Annotated in this window: 16 protein-coding genes; 2 read left to right on the forward strand and 14 right to left on the reverse strand. The window is 41.4% G+C overall.

The window, feature by feature from the left end; genetic code table 11:
• The first annotated feature begins 21 nt into the window (after positions 1 to 21).
• Entirely contained in the window at positions 22 to 627 is a 606-nt protein-coding gene (locus tag AC106S_RS05330; protein ID WP_482438045.1) for an isochorismatase family protein, read from the forward strand.
• A 148-nt stretch (positions 628 to 775) separates the two neighbouring features.
• Here AC106S_RS05330 and AC106S_RS05335 read toward each other — a convergent pair whose 3' ends face one another.
• The 9 genes from AC106S_RS05335 to AC106S_RS05375 all read right to left on the reverse strand — a co-directional run bounded on the left by AC106S_RS05335 (position 776) and on the right by AC106S_RS05375 (position 14,273).
• Positions 776 to 1,570 carry a response regulator transcription factor gene (locus AC106S_RS05335; RefSeq protein ID WP_482438046.1) on the reverse strand — a complete coding sequence of 265 codons (795 nt, stop codon included), beginning with the start codon at positions 1,568 to 1,570 and terminating at the stop codon, positions 776 to 778.
• Between the two features lie 118 nt (positions 1,571 to 1,688).
• Positions 1,689 to 3,833 carry an outer membrane beta-barrel family protein gene (locus AC106S_RS05340; RefSeq protein WP_482438047.1) on the reverse strand — a complete coding sequence of 715 codons (2,145 nt, stop codon included), beginning with the start codon at positions 3,831 to 3,833 and terminating at the stop codon, positions 1,689 to 1,691.
• Between the two features lie 195 nt (positions 3,834 to 4,028).
• Entirely contained in the window at positions 4,029 to 4,583 is a 555-nt protein-coding gene (locus AC106S_RS05345; RefSeq protein ID WP_482438048.1) for a DUF2652 domain-containing protein, read from the reverse strand.
• Positions 4,584 to 4,642: 59 nt separating this feature from the next.
• On the reverse strand, positions 4,643 to 6,058 hold the full coding sequence (locus AC106S_RS05350; protein WP_482438049.1) for an efflux transporter outer membrane subunit: 1,416 nt from the start codon (positions 6,056 to 6,058) through the stop codon (positions 4,643 to 4,645).
• Positions 6,059 to 6,075: 17 nt separating this feature from the next.
• A complete protein-coding gene (locus AC106S_RS05355) occupies positions 6,076 to 9,216 on the reverse strand; it encodes an efflux RND transporter permease subunit (RefSeq protein WP_482438050.1) in 3,141 nt (1,046 codons plus the stop codon).
• 9 nt (positions 9,217 to 9,225) lie between these two features.
• Positions 9,226 to 10,371, reverse strand: coding sequence for an efflux RND transporter periplasmic adaptor subunit (locus tag AC106S_RS05360; RefSeq protein ID WP_482438051.1), 1,146 nt, complete (start codon positions 10,369 to 10,371; stop codon positions 9,226 to 9,228).
• A 218-nt stretch (positions 10,372 to 10,589) separates the two neighbouring features.
• Positions 10,590 to 11,507 carry a helix-turn-helix domain-containing protein gene (locus AC106S_RS05365; protein ID WP_482438052.1) on the reverse strand — a complete coding sequence of 306 codons (918 nt, stop codon included), beginning with the start codon at positions 11,505 to 11,507 and terminating at the stop codon, positions 10,590 to 10,592.
• 83 nt (positions 11,508 to 11,590) lie between these two features.
• Positions 11,591 to 12,337, reverse strand: a complete 747-nt coding sequence (locus AC106S_RS05370) for a metallophosphoesterase (protein ID WP_482438053.1) — start codon at positions 12,335 to 12,337, stop codon at positions 11,591 to 11,593.
• A 547-nt stretch (positions 12,338 to 12,884) separates the two neighbouring features.
• Positions 12,885 to 14,273 carry an MFS transporter gene (locus AC106S_RS05375; RefSeq protein WP_482438054.1) on the reverse strand — a complete coding sequence of 463 codons (1,389 nt, stop codon included), beginning with the start codon at positions 14,271 to 14,273 and terminating at the stop codon, positions 12,885 to 12,887.
• A 143-nt stretch (positions 14,274 to 14,416) separates the two neighbouring features.
• Between AC106S_RS05375 and AC106S_RS05380 the strand changes: the two genes are divergently transcribed.
• Positions 14,417 to 14,887: an Lrp/AsnC family transcriptional regulator gene (locus tag AC106S_RS05380; protein ID WP_482438055.1), complete on the forward strand. Its 471-nt coding sequence runs from the start codon at positions 14,417 to 14,419 to the stop codon at positions 14,885 to 14,887.
• Between the two features lie 706 nt (positions 14,888 to 15,593).
• Here AC106S_RS05380 and AC106S_RS05385 read toward each other — a convergent pair.
• From AC106S_RS05385 to AC106S_RS05405, 5 genes are all read right to left on the reverse strand, one after another.
• Positions 15,594 to 16,112: a hypothetical protein gene (locus AC106S_RS05385; protein WP_482438056.1), complete on the reverse strand. Its 519-nt coding sequence runs from the start codon at positions 16,110 to 16,112 to the stop codon at positions 15,594 to 15,596.
• 19 nt (positions 16,113 to 16,131) lie between these two features.
• Positions 16,132 to 17,130 carry a hypothetical protein gene (locus tag AC106S_RS05390; RefSeq protein WP_482438057.1) on the reverse strand — a complete coding sequence of 333 codons (999 nt, stop codon included), beginning with the start codon at positions 17,128 to 17,130 and terminating at the stop codon, positions 16,132 to 16,134.
• Between the two features lie 353 nt (positions 17,131 to 17,483).
• Positions 17,484 to 18,944: a hypothetical protein gene (locus AC106S_RS05395; RefSeq protein ID WP_482438058.1), complete on the reverse strand. Its 1,461-nt coding sequence runs from the start codon at positions 18,942 to 18,944 to the stop codon at positions 17,484 to 17,486.
• 2 nt (positions 18,945 to 18,946) lie between these two features.
• Positions 18,947 to 20,758 carry a hypothetical protein gene (locus AC106S_RS05400; protein ID WP_482438059.1) on the reverse strand — a complete coding sequence of 604 codons (1,812 nt, stop codon included), beginning with the start codon at positions 20,756 to 20,758 and terminating at the stop codon, positions 18,947 to 18,949.
• 17 nt (positions 20,759 to 20,775) lie between these two features.
• A complete protein-coding gene (locus tag AC106S_RS05405) occupies positions 20,776 to 26,958 on the reverse strand; it encodes a hypothetical protein (protein WP_482438060.1) in 6,183 nt (2,060 codons plus the stop codon).
• Positions 26,959 to 26,965 lie beyond the last annotated feature (7 nt).

A 26,965-nucleotide genomic window follows, 5' to 3' on the forward strand; every position in this document is an offset into this window, starting at 1 on the left:
CACCTTTAGTAAAAAATCACAATGGAAAATTCAAAATTAGAGTTCTTAACTCCCGAAAACTCGGTGTTATTACTCATCGATTATCAAAAAGCTATGTTTAATGGTGTGGAATCAGGAAACAGAACTGCGATTAAAAATTGTACTGTTGCGGCTGCAAAAGCAGCTAAAATTCTTGATATTCCTGTTGTGCTGACTTCTATTTATGAAGCCGGCAATGGGCCTTTTATCAAAGAAATTACAGATTTATTTCCTGGGCAAAAAGTAATTGAACGTAATGAAATGCCTGCTTTTGATGCTTTTCAGGATACCCAGGTGGTGGAAGCAGTACAGAAAACCGGACGGAAAAAGCTGATTATTTCCGGTCTTTGGACAAGCATGTGTCTGGCCTTTTCTGTCCTGCATGCGTTAAAATCGGGCTATGAAGTCTATGTCTTAATTGATGCTGCCGGTGATGCCTCTCATGATGCCCATCATTACAGCATTAAAAGAATGCTTCAGGCTGGTGCCGTTCCTACTACATGGATGCCTCTGGGAGCTGAATGGATGAACGACTGGAAAAATCCCCATGCACGGGAACTGACAAAACAGGTTTTCAGTGTATACGATATTATGCAGGGAGGAATATAATTTAGAATAAAGACCAGTCGATGCAGCCAGCCCTGCCAGAGATTGGTCTTTATTTTAACGAGATATCATAATGAAACCGGATGGAAGCTGTACTTTATTCCAGGTATGCCGAATCATGATCCATAACCCGTACAGCCCCATTTTCCTGTTAGATATATCCATATTCAATAGCCACCTTTACCAGCTCTGAAACCTTTTTGCATCCGATTTTTCTGAGGATATTCTTACGGTGTGTGGTCACAGTATGATAAGAAATACTCAGCCTGTCTGCAATCTCTTTTGCTGAGTTTCCGTTAATCAGTAAGCTGAGCACCTCAACTTCCCTTTTAGTCAGCAGATTCTTCAGTTCGGGATTCCTGATATCGGGAAGGTAATGCATCTGATGAAAATCATTCCGGCTTCCTATTCCCTGCACCAGTACAATATAGCTGTTCTCTCTGGTAATATGCTGGATATTGGTATGAATATTAACGGCCTGCAGGAGTTTTCCGTCGTCACTTTTCTTAGTGTGGAGAGCCTGATGATGAAACATTTCGTAATTTCCTTTTGCCTTTCTCATCCGGAAACAGTAGCTTGTCTTAAGCTCCTGCTGGTGTTTGAATCCGTCTATTTCCCTCATTTTTTCAATGCTCATTCTCTCCGCTTCCATTACAAAATCCAGATCATCGGGATGTATCAGATCTATAACTTCTTTAAGGTGATAAGGGTAGTCTTTCAGACCATGCATGGTGAGGATATTGGGATGGTGTCCGCTTAAGGTGCTGTCTGCAAAATTGATCACGTAATAATAGAATTCTCCCATAGAGAATACATCTCCTATAATCTTTTCAATAGAAGGCGGCGGAAAAATCTCATTTCCGTTCTGAAGGATTTCAGGATAATCGTTCCAAACCTTGACAAGGAGATGAGGCTTTTCGGCATCAGTTAAAAATCTCTCATCCATAAAGCTAGTTTGCTATAAAATTAACATAATTTATGTTAAATAATTACTTTTTTAAAAGATTGATAAAAAAAAGCACCCACAAAACTGTAAGTGCTTTTCTAATAAGGTTTTAAATTTATTATTTCCCCCCTCCCGAATTTTTCTCTACATCGGTTTTGGTATTCGATTTTACTTTCTGGTTTCCAAAACGTTTTACAAAGGAAATGGAAGCTCCGTACCAGTCCCATTTTGAAGATGTTCTTACAGTTCCGTACTGGCTGAAACTGGTTGCATCATAATTAGGTCTCTGGAAAATATTCATCAGCTGAAGGCTGACTTCCATCTGCGTTTTTGGGAATATTTTCGTAGCTGAGAAATTATGGAAAACATTCACTTTGTTTCCGTAGGAGTTACCGCTGTTCTGATTGGCAATTTCCACCCAGGCACTCAGATTAATATTTTTATTGAAAAGATTGGTGTATGAAAGGTTCGCAGATCCTCCCAAATAGCTCAGGTATTTGGCTCCCTGAAGATTATTCTTTTCATTGAAATCATGATTATCAACATAATACCATCCTATCCCGACATTCACATTCAGCTTATTCTTCAGGAAAGACTGGTTGGTATTGGCGAACACGTAGTATTTCTGAACCTTTCCGTTCAGGTTATCAGGAAGGGTTACCAGCAAATTATTTTCTTCCCTTAAAGTGGTCCAGTAATCCTGGTCGGTGAACATATACCTTGCCGAAAGGAAATATTTTTTCTTAAATCCGAATTTCATATACAGTCTGTGGCTTGGATTGGGTTCCAGATCCATATTTCCCCTGCTGTACGTTCCGTCGTTGGTAGGAACAAGGAAAGGATTGAACTCGGAATACCACGGACGCCATAGGTTTCTGTTATACGTAAGGCTCAGATCATATTTATCTGAAAAAGTATATTTTACCAATAAATTAGGAAGGAATGCACCGTAAGAATCTTTTCTTTCCGTTCCGGCAATATCCTGTCTCATTTTAAGATCGATATGCTCATAACGCAGTCCTACTCTGGTTTCCAGCTTTTCAAAAAAGGTTTTGCTGTAATTCGCATACAGGGAGTTGATATTATCCTGGTAATGGAAAACGTCATTTTTACGGATATTGTTCAGGTAACTTCCGTTGGCATCATTCGCGATCACGTTGTTATTGAAGTCCATTTTTCCACCTACTTCAAAGCTGCCGCCGGATTTTCCTAAGGGCTGCGTATAGTCCACCTTCACATAATAATTCCGGGTCTGCTCATCAGAATTAGTCAATAAAAGATCCGAAAGCGGAGAAACATTAAACGTTTTCAGGAACGTGTTGGCATTTACCTGAGAATTATAATTGGAACCTACGTTAATATCAAGGATCTTATTTTTCTCTTTATCATAATATTTATAGAAAAGATTGGTTCCCAGAGTCCTGTACTTTCCGGCTACATCCTGATCCTGGTGATAAGAGTCCTGGTATTCATTATTTAAATAATTGATCCCGTCAGCATCTGAAGTAGAGCTATTTCTGCTCTGATAATATTCCAGGATAAGCCCCACATTATTTTTATCGTTCAGTTCAAACTCGGAAGTTGAGGAGAACGAAGGACTTTGACCTCTTCCGATCACTTCATTATTCACCTGGTTCAGAGAGTTGTCCTTATACAGGGTATTTTCGTAAAAACTTTTCTGAACATAGGTATTATCACTGTAACTTCCGATTAAGGTCTGGGTAAAATTCTTCTTATGATAATTCAGATTAAGGTTGGTATATTGTGAATTCTTTCTCTGTTGCCTGTTGTTGAAGGTTACACTTCCTTTCATTCCTTCATCATCCCTTTTTTTCAGCACAATGTTGATAACCGAACCTGTGGTTTCATATCTTGAGGACGGACTTGTGATTACTTCAATCTTCATCAGGTTGTCCGCAGGAATAGTCTTGAGGTATTCCTTTAATTCCTTTCCGGTAAAAACAGATTTACGGTCGTTGATGTATACCGTTACCGATTCTCCTTCCGCTTTTACCGCATCATTATTATCGATACTTACCATAGGCGTCATTCTCAGAACATCCCAGGTTGTATTTCCGGCAAGGATAGAGCTGTTGGCTACGTTGAAAACAGTACGGTCCACTTTAGATTCTACCGTTGGTTTTCTGGCAGTAAGGGTTACCGTTTCTATCTCTTTCTCATTTTTCTTTATCGTGTCATTCGTTGCCTGGGCTAAAGTAAAAGAACCCGTTAATAAAGCAACCGAACATATAATTATTTTCATCCAAAGTAATATTTCTCCTATAAGACAACTGTGAATGAAAGTTTGTTACACGAAATATGGGAAAAATAAAAAATATTTCAAATACCCCGTTTTTAAAGCAAAAAACAACATTCTTTATATCACTTAAAAATGAAAAATGCCCGGAAAAATCCGGACATACAATAGCAAATTTACAAGGATTAAAAAATAGATATGCTAGTTTACATTTTCAAAATAATGAATCATTCCTACCTCGGGAAGATGGCGGCCTGAAGTTTTCATATGCACCTCATTATTACTGCTGCTTTCCAGAAAAGAATTACTGAATAAAGCATAGGAAGGCTGTTCTGCAAAGTCATTTTTCAGTAACTGATGGGCTTCTACAACAGGTTTTCCGTAAAGTTTTTTAAAACTTCCGATCTGGTATTGCGAAAACTTTCCGTAATGCACTATAAATTTCAGCGACAGATCAATAGACGTACTTAATGCCCTGCTCAGTTCCTCGATCTTTTTGTTGAAAGCATTCCGCATTTTCCACAGCATGGCAGAAATATTCCCGTAAGACGGATTTTCATCATAACGGTAGAACAGAATAGCATCACCTTCGATCTCGGAAATCTCAAAATAACGTCCGTTTACATCAATCAGCGTTGAGAGAAGCTGTCTCACAATATATTCTCCCGTGTAAAGCTTTGTGCTGAACACAAATTCGGTGAATCCGCTGAAATCGGGAATAAGAATAATTCCGTCCTGTATATCTGCATTTTTCATAATAATATGGATTAAAAAACCTGCTGCATCATTACAGACGAAGCAGGCTCAGTTTTACTTTATTGCCATCCCCCGCCTACCGCTCTGTACAGGGCGGTAATAGCGTTCAGTCTTTGTGCTTTCAGGGAAGCAAGATCAAGCTCTGTCTGAAGTTTATTCGTCTGAGCGATAATCACCTCAACATAGGTCGCTGAGTTGTATTTAAACAGAATATCCGCTTTCTTTACCGCTTCACTGGATTTCGCAGCCAGCCCCTCTGCGATTTTCTGCTGTTCTTCCAGCTTCCGGATCTGCACCAGTGCATCGGAGACCTCTCCTACCGCCTTTAAAACAGACTGTTTAAAACCAAGTTCAGCCTGATCCGCCAGTACTTTCGACTGTTCATACTGGGTTTTCAGCTGTTTCCCATTCAGGATAGGCTGTGCAATAGCTCCGGCAGCCATTCCGAAGAGTGATCCGGGAATACTGAACCATTTGCTGGCCTGGAAAGCATTCAGACCACCCTGTGCCGTAATATTCAGGGAAGGATACATATTCATTTTGGCGACATGAATGGCCGCAGCGCTTTTCCTTACTTCAAGTTCGGCACTTTTAATATCCGGCCGGTAACTTAATAGTTCCGAAGGGATTCCCGCTGCAATTTTATCCGGTGACTGCACATTATTCAGGCCTGCACTTCTCTCAACCCTGTCGGGCATAGAACCTGTAAGCAGACTGATCGCGTTTTCCTGAATGGCAACCGAACTTTCTAAGGCCGGAATCGATTTCAGGATCTGATCTTTTACAATCTCCTGCTGCTGTACTGCCAGCGCGGTTGTAAGTCCCAATTCCTGCTGTTTTTCAAGATATTTCAGGGTACTGTCTGCATAGGTGAGATTGGATTTTGTGATGTCCAGCTGGGTATCCAGCATCAGCAGATTATAATATCCCTGCACCACAGAAGCTACCAGCTGGGTTTTCACTGCCTTTGCCGCTTCCTGTGTTTTAAGGTATTCCGCCAAAGCCTGTTCTTTCCTGCCTCTGATCTTGCCCCAGATGTCCGCTTCCCAGGAAATATTCACGGAAGCCGTATAATCTTCCATATATCTTTTTCCCATAAACTGTCCCGCCATCATTCCGTTCATACTGTTATCAGAAGGCCTGCTGATATTGGCATTAAGACCTCCGCTGATCACCGGAACATTTCCCCATTTGCTTTGGTTATAAGCCAGTGATGCATATTCTATCTGCTTCAGCGCGGCAAGAAGATCATTGTTCTGTGCCATTGCTTTATCAATCAAAGCAACAAGAACAGGATCTTTAAAAAAATCTTTGTAGCTGATCTTTGCGATATTCTCCTGAGTATCTGCCGCAAGACTGTCATTTCTGAATGTTTCTGGCATTTTCACTTCAGGCTGCTCATATTTCTGAACTTTGCAGGATACTGCTACCCCTGAAATAAGTGCGATATAAGCTATATTTTTAATTGAATTCATTGTTATAATCATTTGGATTAATATTCCCAGTCGGCGTCCGTTATCGTTTTTCCACTCATCTTTTCATGCAGGGCCTGGAAGACTACAAAAAGTACCGGAACCACAAAAATTCCCAGTATCGTTCCGAAAAGCATCCCCGAAACCGCTGCATAGCCGATGGAATGGTTTCCTAAAGCAGAAGGTCCTACCACAAACAGCAACGGAAGAAGTCCCGTAATGAATGCAAGTGAAGTCATCAGAATCGGACGCAGACGTGCTTTTGCCCCTTCTACTGCCGAAGCGATCAGGCTTTTCCCTGCTCTTCTTCTCTGAATGGCAAATTCCACGATCAGGATCCCGTTTTTGGCAAGAAGCCCGATCAGCATCACCAAAGCGATCTGTACATAAATATTGTTGGAAAGATCTGCCAGCGTGATTCCTACAAATACTCCTGATAAACCTACCGGAATAGCGATCAGCACCGCTAAAGGAAGGACATAGCTTTCATACTGCGCAGAAAGCAGGAAAAATACAAACACAATACACAATCCGAAGATCATCACCGACTGTGAACCTGCCGAAACCTCTTCACGGCTCATTCCTTTATAATCATAGGTATATCCCGGCGGAAGTACCTGTTTGCTCACTTCTTCTATCGCTGCCATTGCCTGTCCCGTACTGAATCCCGGAGCCGGCATTACCGTTAAATTGGAAGAGTTGAACAGGTTGAAACGGTCCACCACCTCAGCACCAGTCACCTGCTTTAATGTCACCAGCGTGTTTACAGGAACCATTTCCCCTGAATTATTTTTAACGAAAATACCGTTCAGAGATTCCTTGTCCTGTCTGGTTTCCGGGGTAGACTGTACCAATACCCTGTAATATTTCCCGAATCTGTTGAAATCCGAAGACTGTATACTTCCGTAGTATCCCTGCATTACGCCAAGCACATCAGCAACACTCACTCCCAGCTGTGCAGCCTTCACCTCATCTACAAGCACTTCAAACTGCGGATAGGTAACATCAAAGGTGGTAAATGCCACGGCCACTTCCGGTCTCTGCATCAAAGCGCCCATCATTCCGTAAGAAATATTTCCTAAATTCTGAAGTTCTCCATTGGTACGGTCCTGAAGCACAAGTTCCATCCCGCTGGTATTTCCGAAACCGTCTACTGTTGGCGTATTCAGCACAAGGAAATTGGCTCTTTTATCCTGAGAAAGCATTCCCTGAACCTGCCCGATAATATCGTTGATATTGCTCACTTTTCCTCTCTCTTCACCCTTTTTCAGCTTTACGAAAATAGATGCCGCGGAGGATGACATTGATCCACTGAAGAGGTTCAGTCCATCTACGGAAATCACCTCATCTACTGCCGGATTCTTCATCAAAAGGTCTTCCGTATCGGAAACTACCTGGGAAGTTCTGTCTTTAGAAGCTCCCGGAGCAAGGTTGGCTGTAACGATAATAAAACTCTGGTCTTCATCCGGAATAAATCCTTTAGGCGTTGTCATGGACATCCATGCGAACAGTCCTCCGAAAACAAGGATAAGAACAATCGCTATCCATTTTCTTTTTAACAGGAACAACACCGATTTTCCGTAACGGAAGGTCAGCTTGTTGAAGCTGGCATTAAAACCGGCAAAGAAACGGTCTTTGAAGTTCATTTTTTCATGGGTTCCTCCGTGGTTATGCTTCAGTAACAAAGCACATAAAGCGGGGCTCAGTGTTAAGGCATTTACCGCAGAAATAACGATGGCAATGGCTAAAGTTAAAGCAAACTGCTGATAAAACAGTCCCGTAGAACCGCTCATAAACGCTACCGGAACGAATACGGCAGACATGATCAGGGTAATTGAAACAATAGCTCCTGTGATCTCGCTCATCGCCGACATGGTTGCGGCCCTCGGGTTGAGTTTTTTATGTTCCATTTTAGCATGGACCGCTTCCACGACGACAATGGCGTCATCTACCACAATACCAATGGCCAGTACCAGGGCAAACAACGTCAGGATATTGATTGAAAACCCGAAAATTTTCATAAAGAAGAATGTTCCTACAATCGATACCGGAACTGCAATAGCCGGAATCAGAGTGGAACGGAAATCCTGCAGGAAGATATACACCACGATAAATACCAGGATAAATGCTTCTATCAGGGTATGGATCACCTGGTCGATCGACTGATCCAGTGCTTCTTTCGTTGCATAAGGAATTTCATAATTCATGCCTTGCGGGAACGATTTTTCCAGTTCTTTCATTCTTTCCTGAAGTGCGATCTGCACTTCATTGGCATTGGATCCTGCCATCTGGAATATCGCCATCGTTACCGAAGGTTTTTTATTGTAATTGGAAGAAACCGTATAGCTGTACGCGCCAAATTCCACTTTGGCAACATCTTTTAATTTCAGAACGGAGCCGTCACTCAGTGCTTTAATGGTAATATTTTCATACTGGTCAGGCTCTGTAAACTTTCCTTTGTAGCGAAGAACATACTCCATAGCTTCTTTACTTCTTTCCCCGAATCTTCCGGGTGCCGCTTCCAGGTTCTGAGACTGGATCGCACGGGAAACTTCTGCCGGGGTAAGGTTATAGGAAGTCAGTTTATTCGGATCCAGCCATACCCTCATAGAGTAGTCTTTATTTCCGTATACCATAGCATCTCCTACTCCTTTCACTCTTTTCAGCTCGGGAACGATGTTGATCTTTGCATAGTTTTCCAGGAAAAGATCATCCATAGTTCCGTCTTTACTGGTGAGAGAGACCATCGCGATCATACTGTTCTGTCTTTTCAGTGTGGTGATTCCGGCCTGTACCACTTCTGCCGGAAGCTGGTTGGTTACCTGAGCTACCCTGTTCTGTACGTTGATGGCAGCCTGATCGGGATCGGTTCCCAATTTAAAGATCACGGTAATGCTTAAAGTACCGTCATTACTTGCAGTGGACGTGATGTAATCCATGTTTTCCACTCCGTTGATGGCATTTTCCAAAGGCGGAGCCACAGATCTTGCAATGGTTTCCGCATTGGCACCCGGATAGGCAGCCGTTACCATAACGGTAGGCGGTGCGATGTCCGGAAATTTTGTGATCGGCAGACTTACCATACCGACGATCCCCAGAATGACAAGCAGCACGGAAATTACCGTTGCCAGTACGGGTCTTTTTATAATTCTTTTTAACATGATTTCTTCTTACGATTTTTTCTGTTGCGCATTTTTCTTCTGTGCCGTTACGGGAGTTCCCGGCTGCAGTCTGTCAAATCCTGTGGCAATGTACTGGTCACCGGCTTTCAGACCTTTTGAAACGATGAAATTATCTCCGGCTTTTCCGTTCACTTCTACCGGAAGCATCATAGCTTTGCCGTCTTTGATGGTGAATACGAAAATTTTATCCTGAATGGTTCTTGTGGAAGCAATCGGAAGAAGGATCACATTGCTGTAAAACTGGTCGAGAACGATCTTTCCTGTATTTCCGCTTCTCAAAAGGTTATCAGGGTTGCTGAATTTTGCTCTCAGGGTAATGGAACCCGTAGTTTTGTTGAACTGCCCTTCCACGGCATCAATTTTTCCGGTCTGTGCATATTTTTCACCGCCTGAAAGCAATAAAGAAACCGCAGGGGTATTTTTAATCACTTCATCGATGCTGCTTCCTGCATGCTGTTTCTGAAAATTATTGAAATCATTCTCACTCATGCTGAAATACGTATATACCTCATGAATATCAGATAAAAGAGTGATCGGCTCCTGGTTGGAAGGTGTCATCAGACTTCCCAGACGGTAATTGAATCTTCCGATAAATCCGCTTACCGGAGCTTTAATCGTGGAGAAATTCAGGTTGATCTTCGCAGATTCGATGGTGGACATCGCCTGGCTGACTGCACCTCTTGCACCGTTATACGCAGCTTCAGCTTCTTTCACCTGGATATCGGAAACCATTTTGTTTTTCAGAAGTTCTTTTTTCCTGTCAAGATCTATTTTAGAAGTGGCCAGAGTAGCCTGTGCGGTGATCAGAGCGGCCTGTGCGCTTTTCAGCTGCTCACGGAATACCTGGTCTTCAATTTTGAACAGGGGCTGCCCCGCTCTCACATAATCTCCTTCATCTACAAAAATTTTGCTTAAATAACCGGTTACCTGAGGGCGGATCTCTACATTGGAAACCCCTTCAACAGAGGCGGCATATTCTCTGGAAACAGAAGCATCCCCCTGCTTAACCGTTTCTACCGGAAGTTCGGGTGCCTGCTGCTGATAAGACTGATTGGGATTACTTTTCTTACATCCCGCCAGAACAATAAGCGAGAGGAAAAGGATGGTGGATTTCTGGATAAAAAATCTCTGCATAACAATATTCCTTTTAAATTTACCGGGCAAAATTCGTCCGAAAAAAATTCAAGGGAAATATTCAAAAAACCTCTTGTTTTGTCAGAAAGACTCCTTATTTTTCAAAACATGAGAAATATCATTTATACAGCATAAAATTGACCATATTACCCGTTTTTATCCAAATTACAACACATTTTTATCAAAAAGACATCTGAAAAAATATAATCTATTGATTATCAATACAAATCATCTTTACGGTATTCCAGCGGAGACTTTCCGACGTGTTTTTTAAAAAACTTACTGAACGATGCCTGATCGGAGAATTTCAGCTGTGCAGCCACCTCGTTTACATTCAGGTTGGGATTTTTGAGCAGGAGTCTGGCTTCTACTGCCAATACCTGATGAATAATATCCCTGGGAGATTTAAACATGGTTTTATTGATTACTTTGGTCAGGTATTTACGACTGATAAAAAGCCTGTCCGCATAGAACTGAACATTATGCTCCTCTTTAAAATGTTCCTGCACGAGGGTAAAAAAACTGGTCGTCAGTTCATCTTCACGAAGGGTAACCTGATGCGGTTTTTCTATTTTTTTGAAATAATTATCGATCTCATAAATCACCAATGAAAAGTGATGCCAGATCATTTCATTGAAGTAGTAATTATCTTTCTCCGTGTTATTCAGTGCTTTCAGCTCATCCAGATGAAAATTGATTCTTCTGAACAGATCCGGCTCATTCCTGATAATATGGGTAGGATCGGATGACAGACTTTTCATCACATGATTCGATTTATAATTAAAACCGGCCTGGGAAATAAAATCTGCGGAGAAGAAAATGTATTTGGATTTGTAATCCTCTGCAATCTTTTCTACCCAGAAAGTTTCAGACATCGGGCAAAAGACAATATCTCCTTTGGAAACTTCATAACTCTGATCATAAAGCCTGAAACGGATGTCTCCCTGCTGTACCATAAAAATACAGAAATAATCTGAGCGGTAAGGGGTATTGAGCTTTACAGCATAACTGGCCTTATCAATTTCCATCACTACAAACTCCTTCACGCGGAGATCAAACTCCACCTGCTCAAGCAGTTCTTCAAATGTGAATATGGAGACAAATTCCGGAGATGCTGATGCAGATTTTTTCGCCATTACGATAAATTTCTATGCTAAATTAGGGGATTTTTATGAAAAAGACGAAGCATTCCGGCTGACAAACCTACTTTCCGGTTCCTTTACACATCGAGAATAAGTCCTTTATCATAACCGTTATATTTTTCATCAATATAACCGTGAGGATTGCAGATGATCTCCGTAGTTCCGATTTTATATCGGCAAGGGGTATGGATATGCCCGTGAATCCAGTACAGCGGCTGATACTCCGTGATCACGTCCTCCAGGTTGGATGCGTAGGCTGCCGTCAACGGATCATTGCTGTAATGTTCAGGAACGGATTTTATACTTGGCGCATGATGGGTAACTACAATATTTTTCAACCCCGCTGATTCTTCCAGGCTTTCTTTCAGCCACAGTTTCGAAAACTGATGAATTTTAAATGTATCGACCGTTCTCATTTTTGAATAGGATGGATCCCGTTTGATCATTTTGTAATCGTTCATCTTTGGCTGGCAGAGCATTCCATACTGTACAGGGTTTCCAAAAATGGAAAAATCGGTCCAGAGTGTGGCACCGTGGAAACGTATTCCGTCAATATCTACTGAAGAATTTTCAAGGACAAAAACAGAGGAGTTTTCTGCTGCCTCCCTGATCTTGTTCAGTGTTTTGGGATAGGAGCCTTTATAATACTCATGATTTCCGAGAACATAAATAACCGGTTTATTCTGAATTTCAGATTTAATCCATTCTATTCCCTTTGTTCCCAGGTTAATATCTCCCGCCAGCACCACAAGATCTGCACCGCTGAAATCAAGATCAGTAGATCCGAATTCCCGGTGAAGGTCGCTGATCACTTGTATTTTCATATTGCAAAAGTAGCAAAGAGAAAGAAAAGGACAAAACTGCGGGCTTTAAAGGGAAATATTTTATTAATCGCAAGGACAGACAAGGGCAAATTACAGCTGCCTGCTTTTAAGATAAACAAAGCCGCCTGTTTATTTTTGAAATACAAAGTACTGGTATTACTTTGCTGAGTTTAAGCTTTTTATTTATCTTAAAAGACGGATTATTATTTCTCTCTGTTTAGTTGTGATTTATTTTGCAGGAATCCCAAAACCTAACAGGTCTTTGAGACCTGTTAGGTTTAGAAAAATCACCAATAATTTTATTGATGTCCAAGATTCAAACCAAAGTTGAAAAAGAATTTTTTGTTCCCCTTTGGGATAAATATATTTTTTAATCTTCATTCATCCTTTAATATTACAAAAACATTTATACGGATGATTGAAATTTTTACTTATTCAGCAACTTTGTTCTTTATCCATTTTAAATTTGCTGTCAGTATGATATAAAAAAAGAACCGATACCTCAGCACCGGTTCTTTATGACCATATAGTTTGTGTGTTTTTACAATTATGAAACGGCAACGGCAGCCTGTCTTATTTTTAAGCTTCTGAAAATAAAGTACACCAACATTCCCAATGCCAGGAGGGCATAGCCGATCAGGATCATCAGACTGAGTTCTCCTACGGCATATTCTGAAGGGAAAATCTGGCTCATCAGAGTCATAAATGAAAGTCCGATTCCGGCTCCCAGGAAATAACTGGTGGAGCTTAAGCTTGAGGCTACTCCGTAATGAGAAGCTTCCACATCCTGAATACCCATTACTGAAAGGGCGGTAAAGCAGAAAGTCATTCCTACTCCTGAAATACAGGCCGCACCCAGCAATACAACAGCCAGCGGATGCCCGGTATAAACCGACAACAATAGAGACAAAGCCCCGGCCAGCATAAAACTCCATCCGAAAACGCCCATTTGGGAAGAACTCAGTCTTTTGGAGACATGAGGCAGTACAAATTTAGCCGCCAGTGCAGACATGATACTGAACGGAACCAACATTAATCCGGCAGAAGCCGCACTATGTCCCATATCTTTTTGAAGCATCAGGGAAATAAGGAATAAAAATCCTATGAAAAAAGCGCCCAAAGTAAAAAATACGGCATTTGAAACCACAAGTGATCTGTGTCTGAAAAGCTTCAGATCAATCAATGGCTGGGAAACAGCTTTCAGTCTTCTATAAACTGTTATTAAAAGCAGCACTGACAATACCAATGAACCGACGATCAATACAGGCTGTTCCTGAATGTGAATCAGTTCATGGGTTCCGTAGGTAAGGCTTAACAGTCCCAGCACAAGCAGAATTCCTGAAACAAGATCTGTTTTCTGTGTTGTTTCATTTTTCTCATCCAGCGGCAGATACCGGTAAGCAAAGATCAAAGTAATGAGAAGAATGGGAACATTGATCAGGAAAACCCAATGCCAGCTCATGTAGGTACTGATGATTCCTCCAACGGAAAGTCCGCTTCCTGAGCCGATTGCCGCAAACGAGCTGAAAATACCGATCGCCCGGTTACGTTCCTGTTCTCCTCTGAAAGTATTGGTTACAACAGATAAGGCAGAAGGCATCACCAATGCCGCCCCCAGCCCCTGAAGGGCACGGAAGACAGCCAGCATTTCAAAACTTTGGGAAAGTCCTGCTCCTAATGAGGTCAGCATAAAGACCAGGGCTCCGATCAGAAATATTTTTCTCCGTCCGATCTGGTCTGAAAGTTTTCCTCCGATAATCAGAAATCCGCCGAAAAACAATACATACAAAGTCTGTAACCATTGCACAGTGGCAGCCCCGATCCCGAACTGTTGCTGAATAGAAGGAATCGTTAAATTGATAATAGCAATATCCAAAGCCTCTACAAATGTTCCCACCGATGCGATAATCAATATTAAATTCTTCCTTGTATCCATATATTCAAATTTCCTGCAAAATTAAAATTAACAGAACATATATAAAAATTATATAGTAATTTTGGAACAATAATTCATTTTAAAAACAACTTAAAAGAACAAATTCACTTTAACATTCAAATATTCACTTCAAAACAGAACAAATGACTAAAGACCTATATACCCCAGACGAAAAAGATCTTTCTATCCTCCGTCTGCTGCAAAAAGATGCTAAAATGAGCGTCCGTGATATTTCTGCAAGGATCAATCTGAGCCCTACCCCAACTCATGAGCGGATCAAACGGATGGAAAAAACCGGAATCATTAAAGAATACACAACGGTTCTTGACCGGAAAAAAGTGAACAAAGGCATGATGGTGATCTGTATGATCGCCCTGAATGTTCATAACAAAAAAACAGCAGGTAAATTTATTGAAGAGGTGAGTAAACTGAAAGAGGTTGTGGAATTTTATAACATCAGCGGAGATTTTGATTTTATGCTGAAAATTCTTGCTCCCAATATGGATGAGTTTCACGAATTTTTTGTGAATAAACTTTCAGAGATTGAAGGGATCGGACAGACCAAAAGTATCTTTGTAATGAACAGTATTAAAGAAAGTGTACAGATTATCTGACCAATTCATTTCCTTCAGTTTCATTTGCATCATTAATATTTTTCGGGAAACTGATTTAAACATCAGAAATATTAATAATTTCCAGCTATACTACAAAAAAAAATTAAAACACTGTAAAACAATAAGATACCAACGTGACGTACCTATGTAGTAGGTATTTTTTTGGAAAATCATGATCAGATAAATAGGTTTGTACTGTTAAAAAAATAAACCGATGATTTACGTGTAATGAAATAATAACAACATAAAATAATAAAGTAGAAAATTTATTTTTTATTTCATATAATCAACTTTATATGCCCCCTCTTTTTAAAATATTAATCTGGTAGAAAGGCGCAAAAACACAAAGATGGAAAAACAGACACAAATGAGAAAACCTTACCAGAAGAGGGGTGCATTTTTTGAGTAATCAGCCGGTTAATTAAGATCATTAAACATAATATCTTACCTTTTTTCTTCCAAACTTATAAAAGTATCTCCAGTTTTTTGTTGGGATACTTTTTCTTTTACAGGATATTTCCGGAACCGGCTCCATCAATATTCCAGCCGATTTATCCATTTCAGATATCCGTGCCACACGCAGCAGGAAAATCAAATAAACAGATCATGTTATGGTCTGAACTGATAAAAAAGACCTCAAAAAACAAGTGCTTTTTGAGGTCCGTTTATTTAAATCCTGTAAAACCGGGATTATATTTCTATAATTTTATTTCCAATAGCTCCATACGCTGCCATCAAACACAGCCAGTGTTTTGCTTGCTGTATCATAGCAGATCATTCCCGGATAAGGATTTTTCACATGGATGTGGGGTGAAGCAATCTTAGGCAGTATTATTGCTTTGGTATCAGACTCCAGAACCAATACTCCCTCCGCGCTGCTCGCGGAAGCCCCTATAATGACCCCGTTTCCGGAATCATCTGAATCATTCACCGAAAGAGAGCTGGAATCGCCTGCATCTGTAAGTGGTTTCCAGGTATTGTTTTCATATACTTTCACTTTATTATCTGTGACATCGAAAACAAATGTACCATTGGCAAGAGATTCATCAGAAGGAAGTCCTGATGTTGCAGGAAGAATGAGACCTTTTGTATTTCCTGCCGTATTATCAAAATCCAGAACCGCACTGTCGCTTTCCAATACTTCCTTTCCTATTGCAACCTGTGCGCTGAAAATATTGAAAATAAAGAATGCTGAAACTAAACCTATCTGTTTTATATTTTTCATAATTGTCTTCAAATTAAAATTATTCATTACATCCTCTCTGGATACATTTCCATTCAGTACCGTTGTAAAGCTTCACGCAGGCATCCTGAATATCATACACTACCATTCCTTCTCTGGGATCTGCAACAGCATCACCGGACTGAGGCGTCCGGCTCACATGAGCGACTCTTGTAATAACCAATCCTTTATGTTTTGATTCCAGCGCCAGAAAGCCGTTAGGAATATTTTCAGGCCAGACCCTGTTTTTTTGCTGAACAGTAATTCCGAACTTAGTATATCCGTCGGGAGTACCGGAAGCCGCCGGCCTGGTACAGTATCCGTCCATCTCATCTATCACCTCAAGAGCATATCCGCATAACTGCTTATTGTCCGGCAGACCTGCGGGCCATAATGAAGGGCACATTGCCTGAGTAGCATTGGGACCGCAAAAACTGGCTCCTCCCGGTAACAGCCCTACTACGGAATCCATGGCAATGGCTACGATCTGGCTGTCGTTACTGAGTATAGAAGTTCCTCCCCCGCTTACCTGGGCTTTCGCTATACAATAAGCTTTTCCCGAAGGTATTCCGACATAGTTCACAAATGGATAAGTAACAGACTGCTGGCTGAAAGTTCCGCAAATCTCCAGAACACTATTGGTTCCCATTTCTATTGTGGAAGATGTTCCGGGAAAATTTCCGAAAAAGGTAGGATCTCCCTGAGAAACAGATCCTGTAAGTGAAAGAGAAGACTTGGTTCCCAGTTTAATTTTTGAATTCTTCTGGCTGTTAAAAGCACCGATGGTAATTGAACCTTCGGATTTTACAGAAGCCTGATCATTGATTTCCAGATTTCCGTCTACGGTAATTCCTTTTACCGTAAGCAATCCGGACTGAACAATCAGAACAGCATCTGCAGGAATAGCAATATCCGTAGCTAATGTCAGGTTTCCGTTCAGACAGTAGGTATTACCGGAAGTCATTGCCTGCCCGGTATAAGTTATACACTGTGCCCCTGCCATACTATAAAAAAAAACCATTAACAGGAAAATCATTTTCTTATTAACAGCATTTAAATCTACATTATTCATACACTTTTATAATAAATTAACTATTTTTCACCATTTTTATAATTAAAAAATAAAATATTCACATTGCGCCAAACCAATAAACAATTAACATACCAAACTCTTTTTTTGAGATCATAAAACAGATTACAGATTCAGATTGTATTTACCGCGAATTCGGGTTTAAATATAAAGGCCGGGAGGGCCGTAGAGCTTCAGGCTCACACCAGCCCCTTAATCCGGCGTATGCCAATAAAAAATGCGGAAGAAGGTCTTCCGCACTTTTAAAGGTATTTTTACTGAATATATCCTGTAATAAGATCACATCAGTTCTGCTGACTTTTAACTGCATCTTTCAGAGTTTCGATCTCTTTATTCTGAATAATAAGATACAGGGTTAATTCTTCAATTTTCTGCAGCAGTTTCATTTGGAAATCTCCGATATTAACTCCTTTCTTCTGAATATCCTCACCGGAAGGAATTTCAGGAAGATGTTTGTTTTCTTTTACAAACTGCTCTACTTCACGGATATCCGGCATAGAATAATCGGGTCTGATTGATGAGCTGCCGTCGAAATATTTCTGAAAAACGTAATCTGCCGGCACATTCATATCAATGATAATATCTTCGGCATGGATTTTCCCTTTTACGGTAAGCTTCTGATCCGGATTTCTGGTTCCTATTCCCACATTTCCAGCGTCTGTATTCAGAATCAGATTATTACCGATAGGGTTGATATGCAAAGGCATTCCTGCATGACTCTGAATCCAGGTATAATTGCTGCTGCATCCGAACCTCAGATTGGCCTGATCCGTATCTCCCAGGATCATTGCTCCTGTGGAATCAGGAGTTGTGTAGCCGGCAACAATGTTCATTTTTGCCTTAGGGTTCTGGGTACCGATTCCTATATTCCCGTCAGGCTTTACAGAAAGCCTTACTGCGGCATTGGCAACAAAATTGATGCCTGATCCCGGCCCGTTATTGACGATATTGAAATCACCATATGAACCGTATCTGAAAATACCTCCTGTATAGTTTGAATTAAGTTCCATATCGGCTGTTGACTGATAACGGAGCTGAATAATATTACTGCCGCCCGATGTATCGCTCCTTTCAAACAATGCAGCAACCACATTGGAATTTCCCTGTTTCGGAGGAGCTTTTACATGCAGCTTTTTTTCAGGCAAGCTAGTACCTATTCCAAGATTATCATTATAGTGGATATAATGAGTTTTCTGTCCTGTAAGAGGTTTCGTATATATATCGGAAACCTTTACATCCGTAAGATCCGATGTATCTAAGGCGCAGTGATAAGTAATCCTGATGTCATACATATTGCCTGACGGGCTTGTATGAAAGACCGTTATTTTATACTGGCTGCTGCTGCTGTCCCAAACAAAATCTCCAATATAGATATTGTAAATAATTGGTCCACCTGCTTCCACAATTCTGGAAACCGCCGGATTCCATAAGTAGTTGTCCGGATTTGCTCCGAGCTGAAATAGTTTTTTTATATTTCCGACACTGTTGACGTGGGCAAAAGTTCCTACGATTTCCACTTCCAGCCAGCCGGATATTCCCCTGTTTCCGAACAGGATATCTACGGCCTGATCGGTTACCTGATGAGGAAAATTTACTTCAAGTCTCTTTTTATAATAGTTTTTCGGGAATAGCTGAGGGTCTTCCAGACTGGCAAAGCTGTCTATGAAATCCTCAAACTGATTTTCAGTAGGCCTTTTTCCTGCCCTGAAATATTCTTTTAATTCTGCAACTGTTTTTCTAGCCATAGTTAATTTAATTTTAGAACATCAATTTCTTTTTTGAGAGAAATGATGTATAGGGTTAATTCTTCAATCTTCTGAAGGAGTTTTATCTGGAAATCAGCTACTGAAAGCCCGTTCTCTGTCATTTCTTCTGCGGAAGGAATTTCCGGAAGATGACTTTTTTCGGAGATAAACCGTTCCAGATCACTGATTTCTCTTAAGTTATAATCTGCTGTGAAAACATGATCGGCAGTAGGAGTCGGGCTGATGATGACATCTTTAGCCTGCAGTTTACCATACAATGCCATATTACCGGCGTCAGACAGCAATAATCTCGATCCGTAACTGCCATCACTGCCATAACTCCAGAACTGCAGGCCATTGCCGTAGCCTCCTGTCATATTGTACAGGGCCCACCTGTTGGCAGTACCGGGTTGTGTTTTGCTGTGATTTTCCAGAAATAAGGCTCCTCCTTCATTCGTATTTACCTGTGACACGACGGCTCCCCTCACATCCAGTTTCTGCTGTGGATAATCAGTTCCTATTCCGACGTTACCGTTAGGGCTGATTCTCATCAGTTCGGCCATCGCCACCGGGGCGTTCATAGGAGTCTGCTGATTGGAAGAAGCCAAGAACTTTATTCCTTCGTTCCCTGCTGTTACAGCTGTTTTGTAATTTGAAAAGATCCCACAGCTTGACAGCCATCCTGAAGCGGTTGTATTATCTGCTTTGGCTCCGTAGCTCATATAGGTTTCCGCATTACTTCTCAGTGATCCCCAGTTATTGACCGATCCGTCCTCATAACGTATAGAAAAAGCATTGATGCCTTCCGTAGCATGAGTTTCCCCGGCTAAAATGTTTCCGCGGACATCCAGTTTAGCTAACGGATTACTTTCCCCGACCCCCACGTTTCCATTGGGGCGGACTGTCATCTGAATTTTCTTGCCGGTAATAAAATTAATGGCTCCGTAACTGGTAAATCCGGCATTGTCATTTTCGATATTGAAATCGAAATAGTCTCCGTACCTTCTTCCATAGCTGGAAAATCCTGAATTCAGCTCCAGATTGACATTGTTGTGATAATAAAGATTAACGATATTACTTCCACCGGTTGCTCCGTTGGATGTAAATTTAGCAACTGTAATGTTCCTATGGTCGGTATTTTCCTGAACCACATTCAGTTTTGCTTCGGGAGTTGCGGTTCCGATTCCTACATTTCCTTTTTCATTTACTTTCAGTGCTATTTTAGCACTTTCAGAGGTCAGCAGGTTTCCTACCCACAGGTTCCATTCGTTGCTCATAGGCTGGAGAGGAACGAAGGTACGGATACTGCCTCTTTTATCTATTGCTCTCCATTCCAGGTTTTTATTAACGGATCTTATCTTGATAAAGACTCCCAGCGGCTGTGTTGCACTTCCGTAAATATTTACGGCTCTGATCCTGAATCTACATGTTCCTCCGTTTACATCAACCGTAAAGTTGTAGTTCTCCGGTCCGTCAACATAATTGTTCTTATTGACTGTTCCACATTCTCTCCAGATATCCGGATTTGAATGTGAAACAGCAGCAATATGGGTAGCCGCACAGGCGATATTCCCTCTGGTGTAGGCTATTGAAACTTCATAAAATCCACCTGCGCGGGCACTGGAAGGTTCAACTTCTACAAACTCTATGTAGTCTCCTGCCCGGTAATCGGCAGGGAACTCTACAAAAGCAGAATACTCGGAAGAGGCATCTAAATGTACATAACTGTCTATCAGATCATCGAACTGGCTTTCCGTGGGTCTCCTCCCGGCTTTGAAGTATTCTTTCAGTTCTGCTATTATTTTTTTTGCCATGATTTAAAATTTAATGATTAATTAGGTCTTACAATAAAGGTTCCCTGAAGGATCATTCCGTCTGTTCCGTCATGAGAAATCCCTCCTATATCCGACCAGGTTTCTTCTCTGTAAATCGTAAGGATTTTTTCCTCTTTACTGTACATATCTGATGTATTCTCTGCAACCATTTTGAAATGGTGGTACAGAATACTGCCGTCTGCATTCCTGATGGACATTGGATCCAGGTTCAGCTTTTCCAGCGGAAGGAAGAACTCATTCTGCGTCATATCAAATGTTTCTTTCTGTATCCATTCTCCGACACCTGTTACCGGATCATTTTCAAGCAGGTAAAGATGAGCTTTCGAAGTGTCTTTTCTATCTGTATCTATTCTGGCAATTTCATTCCAGTTCCCCTGTGCGCCCATTTTATAAAGGTGATATTTTCCTTTATAGCAAACCTGATCCCAGGACAGAATCACCCAGTTGATGACATCTGACTCCACAGGTTCGGAATGGTACCTCAGTTCCGGAGCCGGAGGGGCAGCACTTTCTATCAGCGTGGAAACGATAACTTTAGAGGCCAAAGACGGTGCCTGCTCCACGATAACCTGAGAAGCCGGAGGCATTACGTTGTAATCTGTTGTAGAATATTCCACTTTTCTGGATACTACAACACGGTAGAACATCAGATCTCCATACGGTTTGTTTTCCATATCTTCAAATTCATCGTACACAATCCAGGTACTGTTTTCCGGATCGGTTTCCACATCATCAATATCAACTGTTTTAATGAGTTTCATATCGAGAATAGACTCGGAGCTCAGTTTATTATCTGTTCTGTATACAGAGATTTTATTAATTTTCTGCACTTCCGGATACGCATTGATCTCGATTCTTATTTTTGCCTTTTCACCTGTTGCCGTATCTTCCATAACCGGTAGCAGGCTCATGATTTTGGCAGGTTCCGCAGGGTTGGTGTTTACGAGCTTTACAGGACCCAAGAAAGGACTGAACTCTCCCATCTGCATCTGATTCCCAAGCTCTCTTACTCCATAGAAGTAGAAGTTATCCGAAGAACCGTCCAGGGTAAAGTCTGTAAACAGGGTGGAATGTTCCGGTGCCTGGCTGTATATTGCAGCCATTGGTGCCATATCAAAATCAGAATGGGTGGTGGGCAGCAGATAACCGCTGGCATCCCTGATGCTCTGTTTTTTATTTTTCGGTCTGTGTCCCAGACTGTCAGACAAATTAAGGTTTTTAATATGCTGATAGATCACCGGAACTTCTGTAAGCGGCATGAAGCAGTTGAACAGCCTTTCTTTAACAAATGCTCCGAAACTTAAAGATCCTGAAACACCCGGAATTGCTGAAATAATCTCCCTGCTGAACTCTACGTTTCCGAATTCTACTTCTTCAATCAGCGGACAGCCCTGAACGAGTTTATAATACTTATTATGCTCTGTGATAAAATGATTGACTGCATTGAAGAAATCCTTACTGTCCGGAAGCGGAAGCTGATAGGTGAAGTCTCCTGTTTCCGGAAGTATTTCATAGCCGTCTGCTCCACTGGTTAGCATTTCAAAATCCACAAAGTTCATCCATCGGTCATTGAAGAATGTCTCTTCGTTTCCACCGAGCAATGCCAGATTGGCTTTTATTTCCCTGATCGTTTCAGTTTCATAAAGCGCGGCCAGCATCAGGGTATTGTTTGCTCTGAAAAACTGTACCGAATAAGGTTTCTGCTGATATTTTGTAATAAAACTATAAGTAGATTTTCCAAATTTATCCGGTCTGGTTGCATATTTGGAACCTTTAGGTTTTCGGGGCTGTTTGGGTTCTATGATCCTGTTGGCAAACATCACCGCAGGAATGCTGAACTTCGATTTATATTTTGCCCCCTGCATATCGGTATTGTCTTCATCAACACTTCTCAGTCCGAAAATAGAATATCTTACATCTTCGTCTCCTGACGGTAAAATATTGTCCTCATTCAGGTTGTTGTCCGTATTTTCATACAGATACACCTTATAGGAAGGATAATAATTGACATCCAGCTCTTTTCCGGTTAAAGGATTTGACGGCAATTTCGGGATGGTATCTGCAGCAGTGTACAGAATCGGAAGATGGCTGTCTACCTCTTCAATAATCTCAAAACTTTCGTCATAAATATAAAGTACCAGATCCTGAGATGTTCCTATCCCTTCGGTTTTTACCACTTTAAATATGGATCTGGAATCGATGGCTGTCCCGTCTACATAACTTTCATTGGTAAATAGTCTCACCATTCCCCTGAACCACTCTGCTGAATGACCGCCATCAGAATATTGCGGATGCTGGCTTAATGAAAACCCGGGGAAGGTTATTTTATATACTCCCTGAAATACCTGCGGAGGATTATCAACATCATATTCTATAACGGTACCGACACTGTTCTGGTATTTGTACAGTTTTTCAAAAAGCGGTTCGATATTGGCATTTTTCCAGAAGCCCCTGCTCTTTTCCAGATATTTCTGAACTGTTCCTCCAGACTGCGGTACTGATATGATTTCCCTGTGTACCGTCCAGTCGTCTGTACCGATCTTCACTTTCAGCGAATTTGGATTTTTAACTCCCCATGCTGTTGTATTCTGAAGGTTCTCCGTAGCACTGAATAATCCTTCAGATGCAGAACTGATGACGGGAAGTGCAAGCGACGTCTGATCAATAACAGGAGTCTGCCCTGCAATGATTGCCTCACTCGGAACTTTTTTGAAGACTGTAAAATCCAGTCCCTGTGCTCCCTGAGCAATTTCATGGATGATATAGGATTCCGAATCCATCAGGAATATTCCTCCGATAAAATCGGCTGCCACGGATCCGTCCGGAATCCTGGATTTGAAATATTCCGGAACAATCGACGGCTGCGAACTTCCCGGCACGGTAGCTCCTGACCCCGGAACAGCATAATCCTGCGTCCGGATGGTTGCCATCAGCTGATTGGGATGATAGGCTACCTCATATGCTTTTGCGGAAATGATCTTTGGCGTATAGTTTCTGAAATAAATTTCAGCTTCATCTGCAAAAACCTCTTTATCATCAGGGAACAGTGAGTTTGGATCGTTAAGATAGTCCTGATCAGGTATTGCAGAATCAAAAGGAATAGAATAGGTCATCATATCCTGATAGCTGTAATAATCATATAAAAGCCTTACCAGTGTCTTATCTGTACTCCCGATTTCCTTTAGCCTCAGCTGTTCTTCTTTGGAGGTAAATGTCAGCGGGAACTCTTTCTGAATATTAAAAGCGGTAACCCCTGACGGAGGCAGCAGCCTGTTGAATGGTTTGATTTCTGTTTCTATGGAAAGTTCCATATCTCCCATTCCCGATCTGGAGAACCAGCTGATCCCATAAGATTTATAAAAGTAGGTTCCTGTTTTATCCTGCTTGTGCATATACATCGGATCATTATTATCCGGAATTCTTATCGGCAGTGTTTCAAAGGCCTGATCAGAATTTACGGTTCCGTCTATATTCAAATAGCGGGTATCATGGCAGAGCTCAGGCTTGAACCATAGATAATTATCGGGTTTTCCGGGTTCTATGAAACGGTATTCCAATCCTGCATATACCGGTTTGGTCATTTGTGAGGCATCAAAAGGAACTGATGATGCGAAGAAGCCCGGATTGACTTCATAATCAGGAACATTCTGATTATGAATTCCTATATAGCGGAATTTTCCATCATGTGAATATCCTTCATTATCATATAAAGGGGAAGAATTCTGGTTATTGGCTCCCATTCCTTTCGACAGTTTCATCAGGTCCACAGGCATAGGAAGTCTTTCTATATCCGTAGATACAGGGAGAGACATTGAAAGCAGCTGATAGGTCTTCTCGGAAGCATTGATATCCAGATCGTTATTGGTATAGTACTCGGCAATATAGATAAATTCCTGTCCTACAACACTGTCTCTGATGTCAAGATAACCCAGTCCGAGCATTCTTGCCACATGATAATCCAGTGCTGCAATATTCAGCATATCCAGATTGGCAACCTGTGTGGAACCCGGCTCCGGAGGATCATTGGAAATGGTAACGAAAGGATCGTTCACAGAATCCTGGGAAAAATTAAAATCAATGGTTTCATAGGCTTTTGGATTGGCCTGTTCATCACTCAGTTTTATATACTGTTCCACAACAGTTCTGATATCTCTGTCAAGAGGCCCTTGTGAAGAATGTTCCCATCTGTTTTTATAGTTCTCAATATTCACAAATGCATTGTCGTTGTATCTCAGCCAGGCACCATGAACGGGATTTTCATTGGGAAGCGGATCGAGTTCTTTATAAGCGCGCTCACTTTCCAGAGTCAGAGAGAAATCATTGATAAAAGTCCAGGCCTGCTCTTCGTTTCTGCTTATGATAAAGTCTGAATAAAATTCAAAATCAACAGAATACACCAGGCAGTTATCCGGTTTGAAGCGGATGATCTTCCCGTTCTCTGCGGTGAAATAGGGAGCTCCCACCCTGCCTGTTCTCCGGCAGCTCAGGTAATATTCCGAAACATTTCCTGAGTTTTCCGTTGAAAGAACTTCTGTCATCAGACGGGAACCGGGCTGCCATGTAACGTTCTGCGTTGCGGCAAAGAACATATCCGTTTTACAATGGATTTCAATGAGTTCGTTCCCATAGGTTCTGATAAATTTCAGGGGTTCTGTGAAGGGGTCTACGGTCTGTCTTACAAAGGAATATGTATTTTTATTTTTAAAATAAACATAGATCATTCTCTGGCCGTTATTAAACTTATAGATCCATGCTTTCTGCCCGTCATCGATCAGTTCCGGAGGTGTTGAAAAATCGAGTGTGAAAACCGATTTTACATAAGGGGTTCTGTATATTTTTACGAAATCCCCGGGTTTGTTGAAGTTATAATACGTACCGGCCATATTTCCTTTAGGCAGGTGATTTTCACCCAGCAACCCTCCGAATGCCCATCTCAAGTGGATTCCCCTGGCACTGTCTTCTCCTTTGGAGCCGGCAGCCTGAAGATAGAAACTTGGTGTCTGAAGCCCGGAAAGATCGTTAAAAGGAATGGCTGTACCTCCACCGTTATCACAGATGTTTTCTCCTTCATAAGAAAGATCTTCAAGAATAAAATCCGGATAGTCTACTGAAGAGGAAGCATCAGAAGAGGTATAGCCTGCATCCTGTCTCTGATATTCCCTGAAAACCGGCTGGAAATTATCGACAGGCGTAGTCCGGCAGCTGTCGATTGTACCGGCCATATACCCTGAATAATTATCGGTATCCGGCTCTGCTCTCACCACTACTTTATTCTGTTTAACGTGATCGATCATAAATCCTTTCAGATCTACTCTTTTGGTCCAGTCATGGGTGAAATTATATTTAGAAAGGGTAACTTCACTGTATCTGTTACAGATATAAAAGTAATCATTGCCAAAGGTAAACCGGAGATCCTGGCCTGGATGATGAGAGTAAACAATAGCCTGGTCACTTTCCCCGGTCATTAAAACCGGGGTTCCGTCCACCACTCCTGTCAGGTATATTTCATAATTCCCCTGGATTTCACGGCAGTAAATTCCATTAAGCTCTATGGGAGCACCTCCCATTTGTGTATACATGGACTCGAGAACAGGGACTGTTACCTGTCCTTTCATGAAAACCCCTCTTTTCATATCATTATTGATCACCTCATTGGCGCTCAGGAGCACCATTTCCTGATATGTGGCAATACCTGTGACCTGCAGATAGCTTCCGGGTTGGTTTTCTATATATTTTTTCGATAAAACATTTGCTTCTCCATCGATGAGAAGTGTTCCGCTTCGGCCCATATTGAGGTCATAATAGGCAAGATAGATCATGTTTCCTATAAAGATCTCGGCAAACAGATTCTTTTCACTGGTTGTAATATCCGGAAAAGTACGGCTCCAGATGATGTCTCCGGAGTTTTTGATTCTTATTATCACCGGGGTCTTTCCAGATCTGATTCCGACCAGGATATGTTCATTATCTGAAAACGGAAGCGCTTTGATAAAAACCAGATCTCTGCCATCTGCAAAGTTATAGGCCTTGTTCCACTGCAGCACTCCATTCTCGCTGATCGCCGTGATCAGCCCGGAATCTTTAAAACGTCCGGCAAAAATAACACTGTCAGTTCCTTTGTAAGAGGAATTAATAGCCACTTCAGAAGTGTTGTAATGATTATATTTAAAAAAACTCATGTCTTGA

The sequence above is a fragment of the Chryseobacterium sp. FR054 genome, assembly GCF_056844565.1.